16 protein-coding genes are annotated in these 15,948 nt (G+C 38.3%); 13 read left to right on the top strand and 3 right to left on the bottom strand.

Annotated features, from left to right (window positions below; genetic code table 11):
• Both gcvPA and gcvPB read left to right on the top strand, forming a co-directional pair.
• Positions 1-1,347, top strand: a complete 1,347-nt coding sequence (gcvPA, locus tag QF028_RS04785) for an aminomethyl-transferring glycine dehydrogenase subunit GcvPA (RefSeq protein ID WP_214998521.1) — start codon at positions 1-3, stop codon at positions 1,345-1,347.
• Positions 1,340-2,800 carry an aminomethyl-transferring glycine dehydrogenase subunit GcvPB gene (gene gcvPB, locus QF028_RS04790; RefSeq protein WP_429464388.1) on the top strand — a complete coding sequence of 487 codons (1,461 nt, stop codon included), beginning with the start codon at positions 1,340-1,342 and terminating at the stop codon, positions 2,798-2,800. Before gcvPA ends, gcvPB begins: the two co-directional genes overlap by 8 nt.
• A 101-nt stretch (positions 2,801-2,901) precedes the next feature.
• Here gcvPB and QF028_RS04795 read toward each other — a convergent pair whose 3' ends face one another.
• Positions 2,902-3,285: a rhodanese-like domain-containing protein gene (locus QF028_RS04795; protein ID WP_214998523.1), complete on the bottom strand. Its 384-nt coding sequence runs from the start codon at positions 3,283-3,285 to the stop codon at positions 2,902-2,904.
• A 193-nt stretch (positions 3,286-3,478) separates the two neighbouring features.
• Here QF028_RS04795 and QF028_RS04800 point away from each other — a divergent pair, with 193 nt between their 5' ends.
• From QF028_RS04800 to QF028_RS04815, 4 genes are all read left to right on the top strand, one after another.
• Entirely contained in the window at positions 3,479-4,315 is an 837-nt protein-coding gene (locus tag QF028_RS04800; RefSeq protein ID WP_429464389.1) for a lipoate--protein ligase family protein, read from the top strand.
• 342 nt (positions 4,316-4,657) lie between these two features.
• The gene (locus QF028_RS04805; protein WP_429464390.1) at positions 4,658-7,216 is read left to right on the top strand and encodes a vitamin B12-dependent ribonucleotide reductase; all 2,559 of its coding nucleotides are present in this window, start codon (positions 4,658-4,660) and stop codon (positions 7,214-7,216) included.
• A 220-nt stretch (positions 7,217-7,436) separates the two neighbouring features.
• Complete coding sequence (locus QF028_RS04810; RefSeq protein WP_429464391.1) at positions 7,437-7,886, top strand: C40 family peptidase; 450 nt, start codon at positions 7,437-7,439, stop codon at positions 7,884-7,886.
• Positions 7,887-8,047: 161 nt separating this feature from the next.
• Positions 8,048-8,932 (top strand): patatin-like phospholipase family protein, encoded by an 885-nt coding sequence (locus QF028_RS04815; RefSeq protein WP_214733183.1) that lies wholly within the window; start codon positions 8,048-8,050, stop codon positions 8,930-8,932.
• 36 nt (positions 8,933-8,968) lie between these two features.
• On the opposite strand, the gene QF028_RS04820 is transcribed toward QF028_RS04815, so the two are convergent.
• Together QF028_RS04820 and QF028_RS04825 are read right to left on the bottom strand one after the other, a co-directional pair.
• Positions 8,969-9,364 (bottom strand): SA1362 family protein, encoded by a 396-nt coding sequence (locus QF028_RS04820; RefSeq protein ID WP_410889399.1) that lies wholly within the window; start codon positions 9,362-9,364, stop codon positions 8,969-8,971.
• A gap of 57 nt (positions 9,365-9,421) precedes the next feature.
• A complete protein-coding gene (locus QF028_RS04825; protein ID WP_429464392.1) occupies positions 9,422-10,366 on the bottom strand; it encodes a DUF1385 domain-containing protein in 945 nt (314 codons plus the stop codon).
• Positions 10,367-10,651: 285 nt separating this feature from the next.
• Here QF028_RS04825 and QF028_RS04830 point away from each other — a divergent pair, with 285 nt between their 5' ends.
• The 7 genes from QF028_RS04830 (at position 10,652) to QF028_RS04860 (ending at position 15,942) form a co-directional block, all read left to right on the top strand.
• Positions 10,652-11,149 (top strand): YqhR family membrane protein, encoded by a 498-nt coding sequence (locus QF028_RS04830; RefSeq protein WP_214998531.1) that lies wholly within the window; start codon positions 10,652-10,654, stop codon positions 11,147-11,149.
• Between the two features lie 79 nt (positions 11,150-11,228).
• Positions 11,229-12,290 carry a M24 family metallopeptidase gene (locus tag QF028_RS04835; protein WP_429464393.1) on the top strand — a complete coding sequence of 354 codons (1,062 nt, stop codon included), beginning with the start codon at positions 11,229-11,231 and terminating at the stop codon, positions 12,288-12,290.
• A 22-nt stretch (positions 12,291-12,312) separates the two neighbouring features.
• Entirely contained in the window at positions 12,313-12,870 is a 558-nt protein-coding gene (efp, locus tag QF028_RS04840; RefSeq protein ID WP_088088945.1) for an elongation factor P, read from the top strand.
• 194 nt (positions 12,871-13,064) lie between these two features.
• Entirely contained in the window at positions 13,065-13,514 is a 450-nt protein-coding gene (locus tag QF028_RS04845) for a PCYCGC motif-containing (lipo)protein (protein ID WP_410889405.1), read from the top strand.
• Between the two features lie 10 nt (positions 13,515-13,524).
• Positions 13,525-14,178, top strand: coding sequence for a cytochrome c (locus tag QF028_RS04850; RefSeq protein WP_429464394.1), 654 nt, complete (start codon positions 13,525-13,527; stop codon positions 14,176-14,178).
• 245 nt (positions 14,179-14,423) lie between these two features.
• Positions 14,424-15,476: a hypothetical protein gene (locus tag QF028_RS04855; protein ID WP_429464395.1), complete on the top strand. Its 1,053-nt coding sequence runs from the start codon at positions 14,424-14,426 to the stop codon at positions 15,474-15,476.
• 13 nt (positions 15,477-15,489) lie between these two features.
• Positions 15,490-15,942, top strand: a complete 453-nt coding sequence (locus QF028_RS04860) for a cytochrome c maturation protein CcmE (protein ID WP_088088940.1) — start codon at positions 15,490-15,492, stop codon at positions 15,940-15,942.
• Positions 15,943-15,948: the final 6 nt, after the last annotated feature.

A 15,948-nucleotide genomic window follows, 5' to 3' on the forward strand; every position in this document is an offset into this window, starting at 1 on the left:
ATGAAACATCGCTATTTACCTATGACTGAACAAGATAAGAAGACTATGCTTGAGGCAATTGGTGTTTCCTCTATTGATGAACTGTTTAGCGATATCCCTGAGAAAGTAAGATTTAAGGGTGAGTACAATATAAAAGCGGCAAAGTCTGAAACGGACTTAATGAAAGAACTTTTTAAGATGGCTAGTCGGAACGCTGACCTGAAAAGAAACGTATCTTTTATAGGTGCAGGTGTTTATGACCATTACATGCCTGTAATTGTCGACCATGTTATTTCTAGATCAGAATTTTACACAGCTTATACACCTTATCAGCCAGAAATTTCACAAGGTGAACTTCAAGCTATCTTTGAATTCCAAACAATGATTTGTGAGTTAACTGGAATGGATGTTGCCAACTCATCGATGTATGATGGCGGAACTGCACTTGCTGAAGCAGCGATGCTTAGTGCAGGCCATACCAAACGAAAAACAATAGTTGTATCCAGTGCTGTACATCCAGAATCACGTGATGTTCTTAAAACTTATGCAAAGGGTCAGTACCTTAATGTGATTGAAGTACCAGTCAAAGATGGTGTAACAGATCTAGACGCATTAAAAGGACTTGTTAATGAAGATGTTGCAGCCGTTATCGTCCAATATCCAAACTTCTTTGGGCGAGTCGAGCCGTTAAAAGAGCTTGAGGAAATCATTCATGCAAATAAGTCCATGTTTGTTGTTTCAAGTAACCCACTGTCCCTTGGGGTATTAACACCTCCAGGTAAATTTGGTGCTGACATCGTTATTGGTGATGCGCAGCCGTTTGGGATCCCAACTGCCTTTGGCGGACCGCACTGCGGATATTTTGCTGTCACTACTAAGTTAATGCGGAAAGTTCCAGGCCGTCTTGTTGGACAGACAACGGATGACCAAGGGCGCCGTGGTTTTGTCTTAACACTGCAAGCACGTGAACAGCATATCCGACGTGATAAGGCTACATCAAATATTTGCTCCAATCAGGCATTAAATGCCCTCGCTGCATCTGTAGCGATGACCGCACTTGGTAAAAAGGGTGTCAGGGAAATGGCTGCGGCCAACTTGCAAAAAGCTCATTATGCGAAAAATGCTTTCAAGGAAGCTGGCTTTGAAGTTGGTTATGATGGCCATTCCTTCAATGAATTCGTTGTGAAATTAACTAAGCCTGTAAAAGAAATCAATCAAAACCTTTTACAAAAAGGAATAATCGGGGGCTATGATCTAGGGCGTGATTATTCAGAACTGGCTAACCATATGCTGATTGCTGTAACAGAACAAAGATCGAAGGAAGAAATTGATACTCTAGTGAAAGAATTGGGGGATTTCCATGCATAATCAAGACCAGGCACTCATTTTTGAACTTAGCACACCAGGACGCATCGGCTACAGCCTGCCGGAAATGGATGTACCGGAACTAGATCTCAGCGGTCTCCTTCCTGATGGTTACCTTCGTACAGAAGAGCCTGAACTTCCTGAAGTTTCGGAGCTTGATATTATGCGCCACTACACTGCCCTTTCGAGGAGAAATCATGGCGTCGATTCAGGATTCTATCCACTAGGATCGTGTACGATGAAATATAATCCGAAAATCAACGAAAATGTAGCGCGTTTTAACGGATTTGCACATGTACATCCGCTGCAAGGTGAAAGCTCTGTTCAAGGTGCTCTTGAACTTTTATACGATTTGCAGGAGCATTTAATTGAAATAACAGGTATGGATGAAGTGACCTTGCAACCTGCGGCAGGGGCTCATGGGGAATGGACAGGTTTAATGATGATCCGTGCTTATCATGAGGCTAACGGTGATATGAACCGTACAAAAGTAATCGTCCCTGATTCTGCTCATGGTACGAACCCAGCTTCCGCTACGATTGCTGGTCTAGAAACAATTACCGTTAAATCAAATAAACATGGTCTTGTCGACCTTGAAGATTTAAGAAGGGTTGTTGGTGAAGATACTGCTGCATTAATGTTAACCAACCCGAATACGCTTGGACTATTTGAAGAAAACATTCTTGAATTGGCTGAAATTGTCCATGAAGCCGGTGGTAAGCTTTATTATGATGGAGCAAACTTAAATGCAGTTCTTTCAAAAGCAAGACCTGGAGATATGGGATTTGATGTTGTTCACTTAAATCTTCATAAAACATTCACTGGCCCACATGGCGGCGGTGGCCCTGGTTCCGGTCCTGTCGGGGTGAAGGCAGACCTTATCCCGTTCTTACCGAAACCGATTATCACAAAGCAAGGCGAAGAATATGTCCTTGATTATGACCGCCCGCAATCAATTGGCCGTGTGAAGCCATATTACGGAAACTTCGGTATCAATGTTCGTGCTTACACATATATCCGCTCGATGGGACCAGATGGCTTAAAAGCGGTAACAGAGTACGCTGTATTAAATGCGAACTACATGATGAGAAGGCTTGCTGAATATTATGATCTACCATTTGATAGACATTGTAAGCATGAATTTGTACTCAGTGGAAGACGTCAGAAAAAATTAGGCGTTCGTACATTGGATATTGCGAAACGTCTGCTTGATTTTGGCTACCACCCACCAACCATTTACTTCCCATTAAATGTGGAAGAGTGTATTATGATCGAACCGACAGAGACCGAATCAAAAGAGACACTGGATTCGTTCATCGATATTATGATCCAAATTGCTAAAGAAGTGGAAGAAAATCCAGAAATCGTTCAAGAAGCACCACATACAACAGTGGTAGGCCGGATGGACGAAACAAAAGCAGCACGTAAACCAATTTTGAAATACCAAGAAGCTTAATAAAAGGAAAGGTCAGATTCGAAAAATAATCTGACCTTTTATCTTGTGTAGCAGTTTTTGAAATTTAAAAAGGCTCCGAATCCGGAACCTTTAATGATATCTTATTTCTTAGTTTTTACTTTACCTGACCATTTTTTAAACCCGCCTTGTAGCTGAGTAAGGTCTCGATAGCCTTTTCGGTGTAAGAATTGGGCTGCACGTGCACTGCGCATTCCACTCTGGCAATACAAATATACTGGCATATCAGAACGGATTTCTTTCATACGCATTTTCATTTGCGACATTGGGATATTACGTGCTCCTAAAATATGGCCGCCTTCGAATTCGTTTGCTTCACGAACATCTATTAGTTGTGCCTTTCTGTACCCCGCACGGAAGTCTTCTTCTGTTACCGTTTTAACAATTCTTTTCTGATAGAAAAATGTAAAAACGGAATAAATGATAACTGCTACAATGATGATTAATAATGGATAAAGTGAACTCAATTTCTTTTTGCTCCTTTCAAGCTTTCCTGCACTAGTATTTATTATATAAGTCAATCCGATAAAGATAAAGATGAATGCAAAAAAATCTTTTGATATTGCCTAAATAATTATAGCAGAAACATCTTATTTTGAATCTATATCAGATTTTGGTAGACTTAATTACGATATAATTATAAAAAAATGAGGTTTTAGAATGAAAAAAGAAGTTTGGCGTTTTATTGATACTGGAAATAGTTCACCATCTTTTAATATGGCTTTAGATGAAGCGTTACTCGATTGGCATAGTGAAGGGAAATTTCCTCCAGTGATTCGTTTCTATGGCTGGGATCCGGCAACGCTATCAGTAGGATATTTTCAAAAGGTAGAGAAAGAAATTGATATGGAAGCAGTTAATGCTCACCAATTAGGTTTCGTAAGAAGACCTACAGGAGGACGTGGCGTTCTGCACGAGCATGAACTTACCTATAGTGTCATCGTTTCTGAAGAACATCCAGAAATGCCTAATTCTGTTACAGAGGCATACCGAGTAATTTCTGAAGGAATTTTAAAAGGTTTTCACCATTTAGGACTTGAGGCATATTTTGCTGTCCCAAAAACAGCAGAAGAACGGGATGCATTGAAAAACCCTCGCTCTGCAGTATGCTTTGATGCTCCAAGCTGGTATGAGCTTGTGGTGGAAGGCAGGAAGGTTGCCGGCAGTGCACAAACGAGACAAAAGGGTGTAATTCTACAGCACGGCTCCATTCTGTTAGATTTAGATGAAGATAAGCTATTTAGTTTATTTAAATATCCAAGTGAGAGAGTTAAGGAACGTATGAGAAAGGCATTTAAGGATAAAGCGGTTGCTATCAACAACATTAGTCCAAGAAGGATTTCACTTGAGGAAGCAAAGGAAGCTTTTTATAAAGGCTTTGCTGAGGGTCTAAATATTGAGCTTGAAACTTATCAATTAACCGAGGAAGAACTAGCTTATGTTGAAAAGATTGCAAAAGATCGCTATGAAAGTGATGAATGGAATTATAAAAGATAATTAGAAACGGCGAATTCGCCGTCTTTTTTTGTTGCCTTAACGATTAATGTAAAGAAGCAAACTGCGAAATTTGTTGAATTTTCCTGTTTTCTGACGAAAATCTATTAAAAGCTATTGATTACTTTTAATTCTATTATTTTTTAAGTTTGACAAAATAATTATAGTTTGCTTGACATACAATATATAGTGGTGTCGAAAATATTTTCGGTACTATATATTGATATTTAGTTGATTTATTCAGGTGGGCTATGATAACCTAAAAATACAAACCAACTAGATATAGCGTAAACCTGCTAGATTTAGCACAATAGGTGGATTTTTATTTAAGAAGGAGTTGTTCTAATGTCTGTAGTTTTTAGACAAACAATGAATATCGATTTTGAAAGGTTGAATGAGGATATTCAATTATTCCCCCAGGTGCATCCAGTTACCCCAGATATGAAAATAACTCACAAGGGTGTTTCTCGTTTGGTCATGTTGGACCGCTATACCTTTAAAGATACTGCAAAAATTACTCTTACAAACGGCGACTTTGTTGTTTTAACTATTAAAGAAGATCCGAAATTTCCAGCTCGTGGTCTTGGTTACATTATGGAAATAGACTGGGAAAAGAAAAAAGCGAAAGTTTTAGTCGAAGAGGAATTCAGGGGAGTACTCGATGATCCTGAGGAAGCTAGTACGGGTGTGATAGTCAGATCCTTAGATGTAATTGAGAAGCCTTTGGAGCTCTTCTATGAGCAAATTGCGAAGCGTAATGCTACTGGTCTTGCTTCTGTAGAAAAGACGGAAGAGAAGCGAAGAGAATGGACTGAGAGGTTTTATCAAGAGCTTGTTAACATGAACTTCATTCCTGCAGGACGTGTTCTTTACGGAGCTGGGGCAGATACTGATGTAACATACTTTAATTGCTATGTAATGCCGTTTGTTCCTGACTCTCGTGAAGGTATCTCTGATCATCGTAAGCAGGTAATGGAGATTATGAGCCGAGGCGGCGGTGTTGGAACAAATGGCTCGACGCTGAGACCGAGAAATACACTGGCTAGAGGCGTAAATGGTAAATCATCTGGATCGGTTTCATGGCTGGATGATATTGCGAAATTGACTCATTTGGTTGAGCAAGGCGGATCAAGACGCGGAGCTCAGATGATCATGTTGGCCGACTGGCATCCAGACATTATTGAATTTATTATTTCTAAGATGCAAAATCCTAGAATTTTACGATTCTTGATTGAAAATACAAATGATGAAACGATTAAAAAACTTGCTAAAGACAAGCTAAAGTTCACCCCTCTAACTTTAAGGGAAACTGCAATGTACCAGGGAATTGTAAATTATAAAAACATTCCTGGGTTCGGTGGATTTGATGAAAACATCATCGCAGATGCAGAAGAGAAATTATTAACTGGCGGTAATTACACTGTCCACAATTCAGAATTCCTTACAGGTGCGAACATCTCTGTCTGTTTAACAAAGGAATTTATGGATGCTGTAGAAACCGATAGTGACTATGAACTCCGCTTCCCGTACGTTGAACAATATGATCAAGAGGAAATGGAGATTTACAACCAAGAATGGCATAAAGTTGGTGACGTTCGCGAGTGGGAAAAACAAGGTCATAAAGTACGAGTGTACAAAAGGTTCAAAGCAAAAGAACTTTGGAACCTAATCAATATTTGCGCGACCTACTCAGCTGAACCGGGAATATTTTTTATCGATAACGCAAACGACATGACTAATGCAAAAGCATATGGACAACAAGTCGTTGCAACAAATCCGTGTGGAGAGCAGCCTCTCGCACCATTTTCCGTCTGTAATCTTGCAGCTGTCAATCTCGCTGAGATGGCTGATAAGGACACAAAAACTGTTGATTTTGAAAAGCTTAAGAAAACAGTAGCTGTGGGCGTACGGATGCAGGATAATGTCATCAACGCAACCCCGTACTTCCTGGAAGAAAATAAAAAACAGGCGCTTGGTGAACGACGTGTAGGGCTTGGAGTCATGGGCTTACATGACATGCTGATTTATTGTGAAACGAAGTATGGATCACCAGAAGGAAACGAACTCGTTGATCAAGTATTTGAAATAATTGCAACTACTGCATACAGAACATCAATTGAATTGGCAAAAGAGAAGGGAAGTTTCCCATTCTTAACTGGTGAAACAACATCAGAAACCAATCGATTAAGACAGGCCTTCATAAATACAGGGTTTATGAAAAAAATGCCTGAAGATGTCCGCCAATCTATTTTAGAAAACGGAATTAGAAATTCCCATTTACTAACTGTGGCACCTACTGGATCCACAGGGACCATGGTTGGAGTTTCCACCGGACTTGAGCCTTATTTCTCATTCTCTTATTTCCGTAGCGGACGCCTCGGTAAATTTATCGAAGTAAAAGCGGATATTGTGAAAGAATACTTGGATCAGCACCCAGAAGCAGATGAAAACAATCTTCCGCACTGGTTTGTTACATCAATGGAGCTTTCAACTGAAGCCCATGCGGATGTTCAATGTGTCATCCAGCGCTGGATAGATAGTTCTATCAGTAAAACTGTCAACGCACCAAAAGGTTATAGTGTAGAGCAGGTCGAAAAAGTTTATCAGCGTTTGTACCGCGGCGGGGCAAAAGGTGGAACTGTTTATGTTGATGGTTCCCGCGATTCTCAGGTACTAACACTAAAAGCTGAAGAAAACACCAATGAACAATTATCAATTTTTAATGAAAAACCGAAGCAGCATGTTGTCCTTGTTGATACAATCAGTGAACTCCGCTCAACAAGTGTAACGATCGGCTCTGAAGTCGGTAACACTTGCCCAGTCTGCCGGACTGGAAAAGTAAAAGAAATGGGTGGTTGCAATACCTGTGCAAACTGCGGCGCTCAATTAAAATGTGGTTTATAATACGTATTTTTAGAGGGGGAGAAAATCCCCCTTTTTTTGTGTTATCAAGGTCAATATCCGTCCCTGAAAGTTACATTATACTGCATCATATATAGCATATTTTGCTAATTGAAGTAGAACGAAGTCGGAATTTGTAATATAACTGTAATCTACCTGTTACGACCATGTTACTCTTTTTTTGTATATTATGAGTAACGAGCACACAGGGGGATTAAACAATATGTTGAAAAAAATCATTGCAACCATGGCTATGACAATTATTCTAAGTTCATTGTTTACCGCTATGGGTGATAAAGCGGAAGCGGCCTATTACCATACAAAAGCAATCTCAGTAGCAAAATCAAATCTTGGCGTTCCATATAGATGGGGTGGATTAACACCTAAAGGTTTCGACTGCTCTGGTTTGGTTAAGTATTCTTACGGTAAGGCTGGAAAAGTATTGCCACGGACGGCAGCTGATATGTACTACAAGCAAGGATATCGTGTTAGTTCTTTACAAACAGGAGACTTGATGTTCTTTGCACCAAATAAGGCAAGCAGACCTACTCACGTTGCGATTTACATTGGTGGCGGAAAAATGATTCAGGCTGCATCTTCAAAAGGAGTTTCAATCGCTTATACAAGCAATAGTTATTGGAAACCAAGATACATTGGAGCAAAACGATTTTAATGGAAAGTTAGGCGGTTTCAATATAGTTTAGTGACCAAGAACATCGAGCAAGGGCGATGTTCTTTTTTATATATAATAAATTTTCTACTTGTCCTTGGTACTATTTATTAAAATAACCGCTTAAAGATGTAAAAACGAGTACATCTTTGGGAGTGGCTGCCATGTATATAGACGGCGTTTTTTCTGGAGGAGGAATAAAAGGGTTTGCACTTATTGGAGCCTGCGAAGAAATAGAAAGTAAAGGTTTGCGATTTGTCAGAGTGGCGGGAACGAGTGCAGGATCGATTGTTGCAGCATTGATTGCCGCTGGCTACACAAGTAAAGAAATCTTCCAATTGGTCGACGAGTTGGATCTCTCAAAAATAATGGATGCCCGCAAATCAATTATCCCTTTCCCTTTTGCAAAATGGCTGTTTGTCTATTGGAAGCTAGGACTTTATAAAGGCAATGAACTTGAAAAATGGATTTGTAAGAAACTTGAAGCCAAAGGGTTAAGAACATTCGCTGATTTGCCCCCGAAGGCACTTCGAGTAATTGCATCAGACCTATCAAATGGGCAAATGATTGTTTTACCTGATGACTTACAAAGATACGGCATTTCACCTGGTTCATTTCCAATCGCAAAAGCGATTAGAATCAGCTGCAGTATCCCATATTTCTTTGAACCTGTTAAAATGCGTACAATGGATGGAATGAACATTTTAGTTGATGGCGGGGTCCTAAGCAATTTTCCTATGTGGCTTTTTGATAAGGAAAATGCACAAAAGGTAAGACCTGTCCTCGGTATTAAATTAAGCCCAAGTGAATATGAAACTGAAAAACATAAAATAAAAAATGCGATTCAACTATTTGGAGCCCTATTTGAGACGATGAAGGATGCACACGATTCTAGGTACATTTCTAAAAAACATGTAAAGAACATTATCTTTATACCGACTGAGGGTGTGTTATCAACAGAATTTCATTTAACAGAGGAAAAGAAACATGAGTTGTTCGATCTAGGAAAAGAGAGAGCAAAACAATTTTTGAAGACATGGGGTTATTAATAGGGATTAGACTAGGGTAAAAAGAAAATCGAGCGCCTATAGAGACGCTCGATTTTTCTTTTTACCCTTTTTACCGTCGATAACAGTTAAGTGAGCAGGAGATTTCTTTTTTGTCTTGTTGCTCTTCTTTAATGATGCTAGCGTCCCAAGAGAGGAGGTTTTTACAGCCCCGTCTCCACCCTTTTGCAGTAATCGTTTTTTTGATTTTTTGGCGGCTTTAAGAAATGCACGCTGCTCTTTTTTCTGAGGGTTTGATTTGGAAAACTTCCGTACTAGGAAATAAACGGCTAAAACAATCAATGCGATGACAACTATTCTCTGAATGAAACCGGCCGGATTAGCTGTAAATGAACCAACAAGGCCAAGTAAAGCAAGAATGATAAGTCCCCCAACAACAACATTAACAAATGTCCGATTTTTCAAGAAAGCCACCTCCCTAAGAGCATCTTAAGCATTTTTTTATTCTTTTAAACACGATAAAACAAGAATTTAGACAATTTCTTCGCTTTTAACCAAGTACTCAGATTCCTTTTCTCTTCTTAATAATTCGTTAAAAGAAAGTATTGCCACTTCGACTTGATCATTTTGTGGTTCCTTCGTTGTTATTAGTTGCAGCCAAAGACCAGGATAACCTAGATACTTTAAAACTGGAATATCTTTAAGTTTATTAGTTAATTGAAGGATTTCAAAAGCAATACCCAAAACCACAGGAATTAAGAGGAGACGGTCGGCCACCCGTAACCAAAGCGGAGTTGAAGGTACCAGCATATAGACAAAAACACCAACAAAGACTGTAAACAGGATGAAACTACTGCCACAGCGGTAATGCAGACGGGAATGAGCCTGAACATTTTCAACGGTTAACTCAACCCCAGCTTCATAGGTATTTATTACTTTATGCTCGGCGCCATGATATTGAAACACCCTTTTTATCAATGGAGTAAGTGAAACAAAATAAATATAGGAAATTAATAAAATTAGTTTAAAAAAACCTTCCACTAACACTTGAGCAAAATGCGATGGAAAAATTGGTTTTGTCAAAACTGCAAGGAACACAGGGATCAGCGTAAAAGCAAATTTACCAAATAAAAATGAAATCACACCAATTGCAGCAACACCAAGGTACATGGTCAATTTAGAGACTTCTTTTTCTTTTATAATTTCATCTTCTTTTGGATCCACATCAAATCTTTCCGTCGAGAAGTTTAAATGTTTCGATCCATTTGCACTTGACTCAATAATTGCGATAATCCCTCGCAGAAATGGGATTTTCTTTAGGATTGTAAAATAAGGATTTGCTTTACGAGGCAAATGAAAATATTCAACAGATTGATCCTTCCTGCGTACCGCGGTAACATAATGATGTTTTCCGCCAAACATAACACCTTCGACAACCGCTTGGCCGCCATAAACGGGTTTTTGAGAATTGGACATATACTTTACACCAACCTAATCTATAGTTGCACAACAGCTGAAAGATAAAATCTGTATGTACTTAATTCTATTCTACTAGAAAAACAAAAAAACCTCTAGGAATGACATAATATTTCCAATTAAAAAGTTTTTTTATATGTAAGGGATTGAATACCAAAGGACATAATAAGAAATGGAATTTATTATGGCCTTTCGTTGTCCCAATTATAGGACAGCATATCAAGTATATATAACAGCAAAAAGGGCACTTCCCGAATAAACAGAAAGTAAACGGAGGTTGTTACAATGGCGATTGAGAAGAAACTAGGAAATTATCCTAAGCCCATGTCCTTTTCGGTAATGGTATTTTGGACGGGTTTATTTGGAGGTCTGTTTTGGGGATTGATTGGCTGTATTGCGTCCTACTTAAGTTTTACAGAAATTCGTCCCAATGTCATTCTAGAGCCATGGGCACTAGGGCATTGGAAATACGAATGGCTGGGGACCGTCATTTCCATTATTTTAATTGGAATATGTTCCGTGATAGCAGCATTTATTTACTATGCAGTGCTGAGGAAATTCACAGGGTTTTGGTTTGGACTTGGCTATGGAATTGTATTGTTTTTGGTGGTGTTCTTTATTCTAAATCCACTATTTCCAGGTATTAAACCATTTTTTGATCTAAAAAGAGATACGATCATTACATCCGTTTGTATTTATATCGTATATGGAATCTTTATTGGATATTCCATAAATTATGAGTATCAAAATACTAACGAGCAAGTGAACGAGGAGTCCTCCTAAGTTACGATTAGTCGGATGAAGTAGGGTGTGATAAAATATTTTTGTCCTCATATGGATTTGAAAAGGAGAGTGGAGAGCAATGGAAAAAATAGAAAAACTAAGATCTAATTTTTCAACACTTGGAATTGATGGAATTTTGATCACTAGCCCATATAATCGTCGCTATATTTCAAACTTTACTGGCTCTGCCGGTGTAGTTTTAATTAGTGCGGAAAAAACTTTGTTTCTTACGGATTTCCGCTATATTGAACAAGCGACTAAACAATGCCAAGGTTTCGAGATTATAAAAATAACCGAAACGATTCCTGAAGAAGTTGCACAACAAGTGAAGAACCTTGGAATTCAAAAGCTGGGATTTGAAGAGGATTTTCTAAGCTACTCCTCCTTTAGATTATATGATAAAGAAGTTGACGCTGAACTTGTTCCGTTTTCTGGTGTAATCGAAAAGTTACGCTTGATAAAGACTGATGCAGAGATTAAGATATTAAAGGTAGCAGCTGATATTGCTGATGCTGCATTTAAACATATTTTAGACTTCATTGGTCCAGGAAAAACTGAATTAGAAGTATCTAATGAGTTAGAGTTCTTTATGAGGAGAGCTGGTGCCACTTCCTCTTCATTTGATACAATCGTTGCTTCTGGTCATCGCTCAGCACTTCCACATGGTGTTGCTAGCGATAAGGTAATTGAAGCAGGGGATATTGTAACAATGGACTACGGCTGTTACTACAATGGATATGTTTCTGATATTACGCGGACTATTGCGATTGGAGAGCCAGACGCACAGCTTAAAGAAATTTATGAAGTGGTACTTGAAGCTCAATTACTTGGAATGGCGGGAATCAAACCAGGTTTGACAGGGAAGCAAGCAGATGCAATAACACGAGACTACATAAAAGAAAAAGGTTATGGTGAATACTTTGGTCATTCAACAGGGCACGGTATCGGACTTGAGATCCATGAAGGCCCTGGTCTATCGATGAAGTCTGATGTAAAATTAGAACCTGGAATGGTAGTAACATGTGAGCCGGGTATCTATATCCCAGGTCTCGGCGGCGTTCGGATTGAAGATGATACATTGATTACAAAGGACCATAACGAAGCACTCACACATTCTACAAAAGAACTAATTATACTGTAATGATTTTTAGGAGGATCTTAATATGATATCTGTAAATGATTTTAAAACAGGATTAACAATTGAAGTGGATGGCGGCCTATGGCGTGTCCTTGATTTCCAACACGTAAAGCCAGGTAAAGGAGCAGCCTTTGTTCGTTCCAAGCTTCGTAACCTTCGTAATGGAGCAATTCAAGAAAAAACATTCCGTGCAGGTGAGAAAGTAGAGAAAGCTCAAATCGATAACCGTAAAATGCAATATCTTTATGCAAGCGGTGATAATCATGTATTTATGGATATGGAATCTTACGAGCAGGTAGAACTTCCTGCTTCAAGCATTGAGTATGAATTAAAGTTTTTGAAAGAAAATATGGAAGTACAAATTATGATGTTTAATTATGAAACTCTTGGAGTAGAATTACCAAACAATGTAATTTTAGAGGTTGCTGAAACAGAACCGGGTATTAAAGGGGATACGTCTTCTGGCGGTACCAAATCAGCTACCCTTGAAACAGGTCTTTCTGTTCAGGTTCCTTTCTTCATCAATCAAGGGGATAAGTTAATTATCAATACGACTGATGGATCATACGTGTCACGTGCATAATCAGTTCAAAGCCTTAGTCCGAAAATTGTCGGATTAAGGCTTTTTTTTAACAATTCTTAATGAAAACTGCTTATATCCCCCTAACGGTATGATTAAAAACTTCACTAAATAGTAAGAATTAGTTACTTATTGACTAATTTATTTTTGCTAAACTGAAATAGTAAAAAAATAAAAAGGAAGGGGTGCTACAGAAAATGAAACGAATTACATCTCTCTTGTTCCTTGGGATTTTGTTTGCAATTATAGCCGCTGGCTGCAGTTCTAAACTTAATGATCAAAGTTGGAAACTTGATAAAAAACATTCGCCATTACCTGATTTTGTTCTAAATACATCAGAAAAAATTCAAGAAACGTATGTTATGGCAGCAACTTATCCAGAGGTAGTTGCGCAGGTTCCATGCTATTGTGGTTGTGTTAATGACGGTCATAAAAGTAACCTTGATTGTTTTATCAAAGGAATGGGACCAGAAAATGCAGTTGAAGAATGGGATTCACATGGTATAGCCTGAGATACATGTGTCAATATCGCCCGGGAGGCGGTAGAAATGCATCTTGACGGAAAAAGCCCAGCGAAAATTTATGATTTATTAACAAGAAAATATGAAGATATTGGGGAGCCAACCCCAACACCTGAACCTAAGTAAGGGGAAACCCATGAAGAAAATACTAATCGGATTTTACATTTTGATTATTATTGGAATTATTGTCTGTTTAAGTAATAGCCATATTTTTGATAGCAAGAAATCAGAAGCAATTGCTGCTGGTGAAAAGATATATAACAAAAATTGTATATTTTGTCACGGCGAAACAGGAAAAGGAGAAGGCTCAAAAACGGGGACGGCTTTAAATAGCCAGAATTTTTTAAGCTCCGTATCCGATAAAGACTTGTATAATTATGTGAAATATGGAAGAGAAGGCACAGTCATGCCTGCTTACGGTCCTCGAATGTCAGATAAGGATTTAAAAAACCTTGTTGCTTATATAAGAGACTGGCGGACAGAAGAAATCGAGTTTGATGTGCCAAAAACGATTTCAGGTAATCCTGAAAATGGAAAAGCACAATATAATTTATATTGTCTCAATTGTCATGGTGAAGCAGGGACAGGTAAGGATAAAATGGGAACCGCTCTCTCTAATCCACAATACCTGAAATATACAACTGATAAGCAAATATGGATTAATGCAGCCTACGGTCGTGAAGAAACTAGAATGGGTCCTTCATTAAAGGGGCTTGAAGGCGCACGCCAGCTCAAGAAAAAAGATATTACCGATATTGTTACCTATATCCGATCTTTGGAGAAAAAATAAACTGAATACAGCATAAAAGACCTGAATCCATTACAAAAGGATACAGGTTTTTTTTGCCCATTTTTAATTTGTGAACATTTTGTGGTGGTTTATTGTCGAAACCGCAACGATTTTTATCCTTTAACAAAATGTTCAAGAGTGAATCAACAAATAAGGATTGATAAAGATTATATTTATTTCAAAGAGGACTATAGTGAAAAATAGTACTTTCTAGTGATAAGTTTTTTAAGTCAAGGAGGATTAAGATGCTTAAAAATAAGTTGTTGGCATTATTCGTAATCTCATCATTTTTAACGAATTTCATCATCCCGAAGGCTAGTGCTGAAACAGCCTTTCAGGCAGAAAAATTTCCTTTTAAGGAAATGCAGATTCAGGTAATGCCAGAGTTTGATTATCCCGAAGGTTGGTCGCGAGATATTCCATCTTTACTAGTGGGACAGTACGGAACAATTACCAATAAAAGTGGTCAAGATTTCGATGGGAAGATTGAGATTCCCGTTCCAGCAATGGAAAAAGGCTTTGAAGCCTTCTTGGTAGCAGAATTCCCAGAAAAAAATAAGCCTGAAGAACAGCGTCCCTATGATGTCGATAAAGAAAATGGGATCATTACTTGGAAACCAGCTAAAGCAATTAAGACTAACGAAACCTATGAATTTGTCATTGAGTACTATACAAAGTCAATTGACGTGAAGGACAACAAGAGCTTTACATATGAACTTAAAAATAAAGCTGATATCGAGCTGTTAGATGTTATCTTTTATGCTCCAATGGATGCAAAGGAAATAAACATTGAGCCAAAAGCAGCAAACAATTCGAAAAATGAATATGGAGAAGAGCTCTATTACTATCAATACAAAAATGTAAAGGCAGATGCTGGCTTGAAATACTCTTTCTCATATAAGAAAGATGGTACCGAATCAACAATGGAGGCGATTAATAAAAAGCAGCCACCAAATGATGAAAACCATAGTGGTGTAACTGCAACAGACCAAGTTGTTAAAAACGGGGGAACCACTAATTCATCAAAACGTCCAATTATCGGGCTGGGTGGTGCATCGATCATCGGTATTGCAATCATCATTGCCGGACTCTTTGTTTTCATTGGCTTAAAAGGAAATAAACAATCAGCATCTAATGCAGCCAGTCAAAATAAAAAACAACCGAAGAAGCCGTCTCCAACGGTTAAAAAAGACAACAAAACAGCGAATTCTGAAGAAAAGAAGGTACTGCGCAAAAAACTTTTAACTGGAAAGATAGACCAAGAAATGTACGAAGAAGAAATGAAAAAATTAATCTAATGAGGTGAGAAGAATGAAAAAAAATACGATTATCATGCTTGGTGGGTTTATTATTGCAGGAGCTATTGTATTCCTTCTGATGGCAGCAACTCCTGGTTCAAGTGGTGTTGAGTTAACGATGAAAGAGCTCTTGGCAACTCAAGATCAACATAAAGATGATTTTGTAACTGTAGAAGGATTACTTATTGAAGATTCAATTAAATGGAATCCAGACAAAATTGAGTTGAAGTTTGATGTTAAAGATAACGACGGAAATGTTATGCATGTTATTCATAATGGTACCAAACCAGATAACTTTGCAGAAGGTGTCATTACTATTCTCCAAGGGGCTCCGACCAAAAAGAATACATTTGTAGCAGAGACAGTTAAAACTAGATGTCCTTCTAAGTATGAAGGAAAAGATATCAAAAATTATAATCCAGAGACACATAAAGATAAGTTAAATAAAACACCGAATGAAAAATAACAGGCT

The sequence above is a fragment of the Neobacillus sp. B4I6 genome, assembly GCF_050434045.1.
GTDB lineage: Bacteria > Bacillota > Bacilli > Bacillales > Cytobacillaceae > Neobacillus.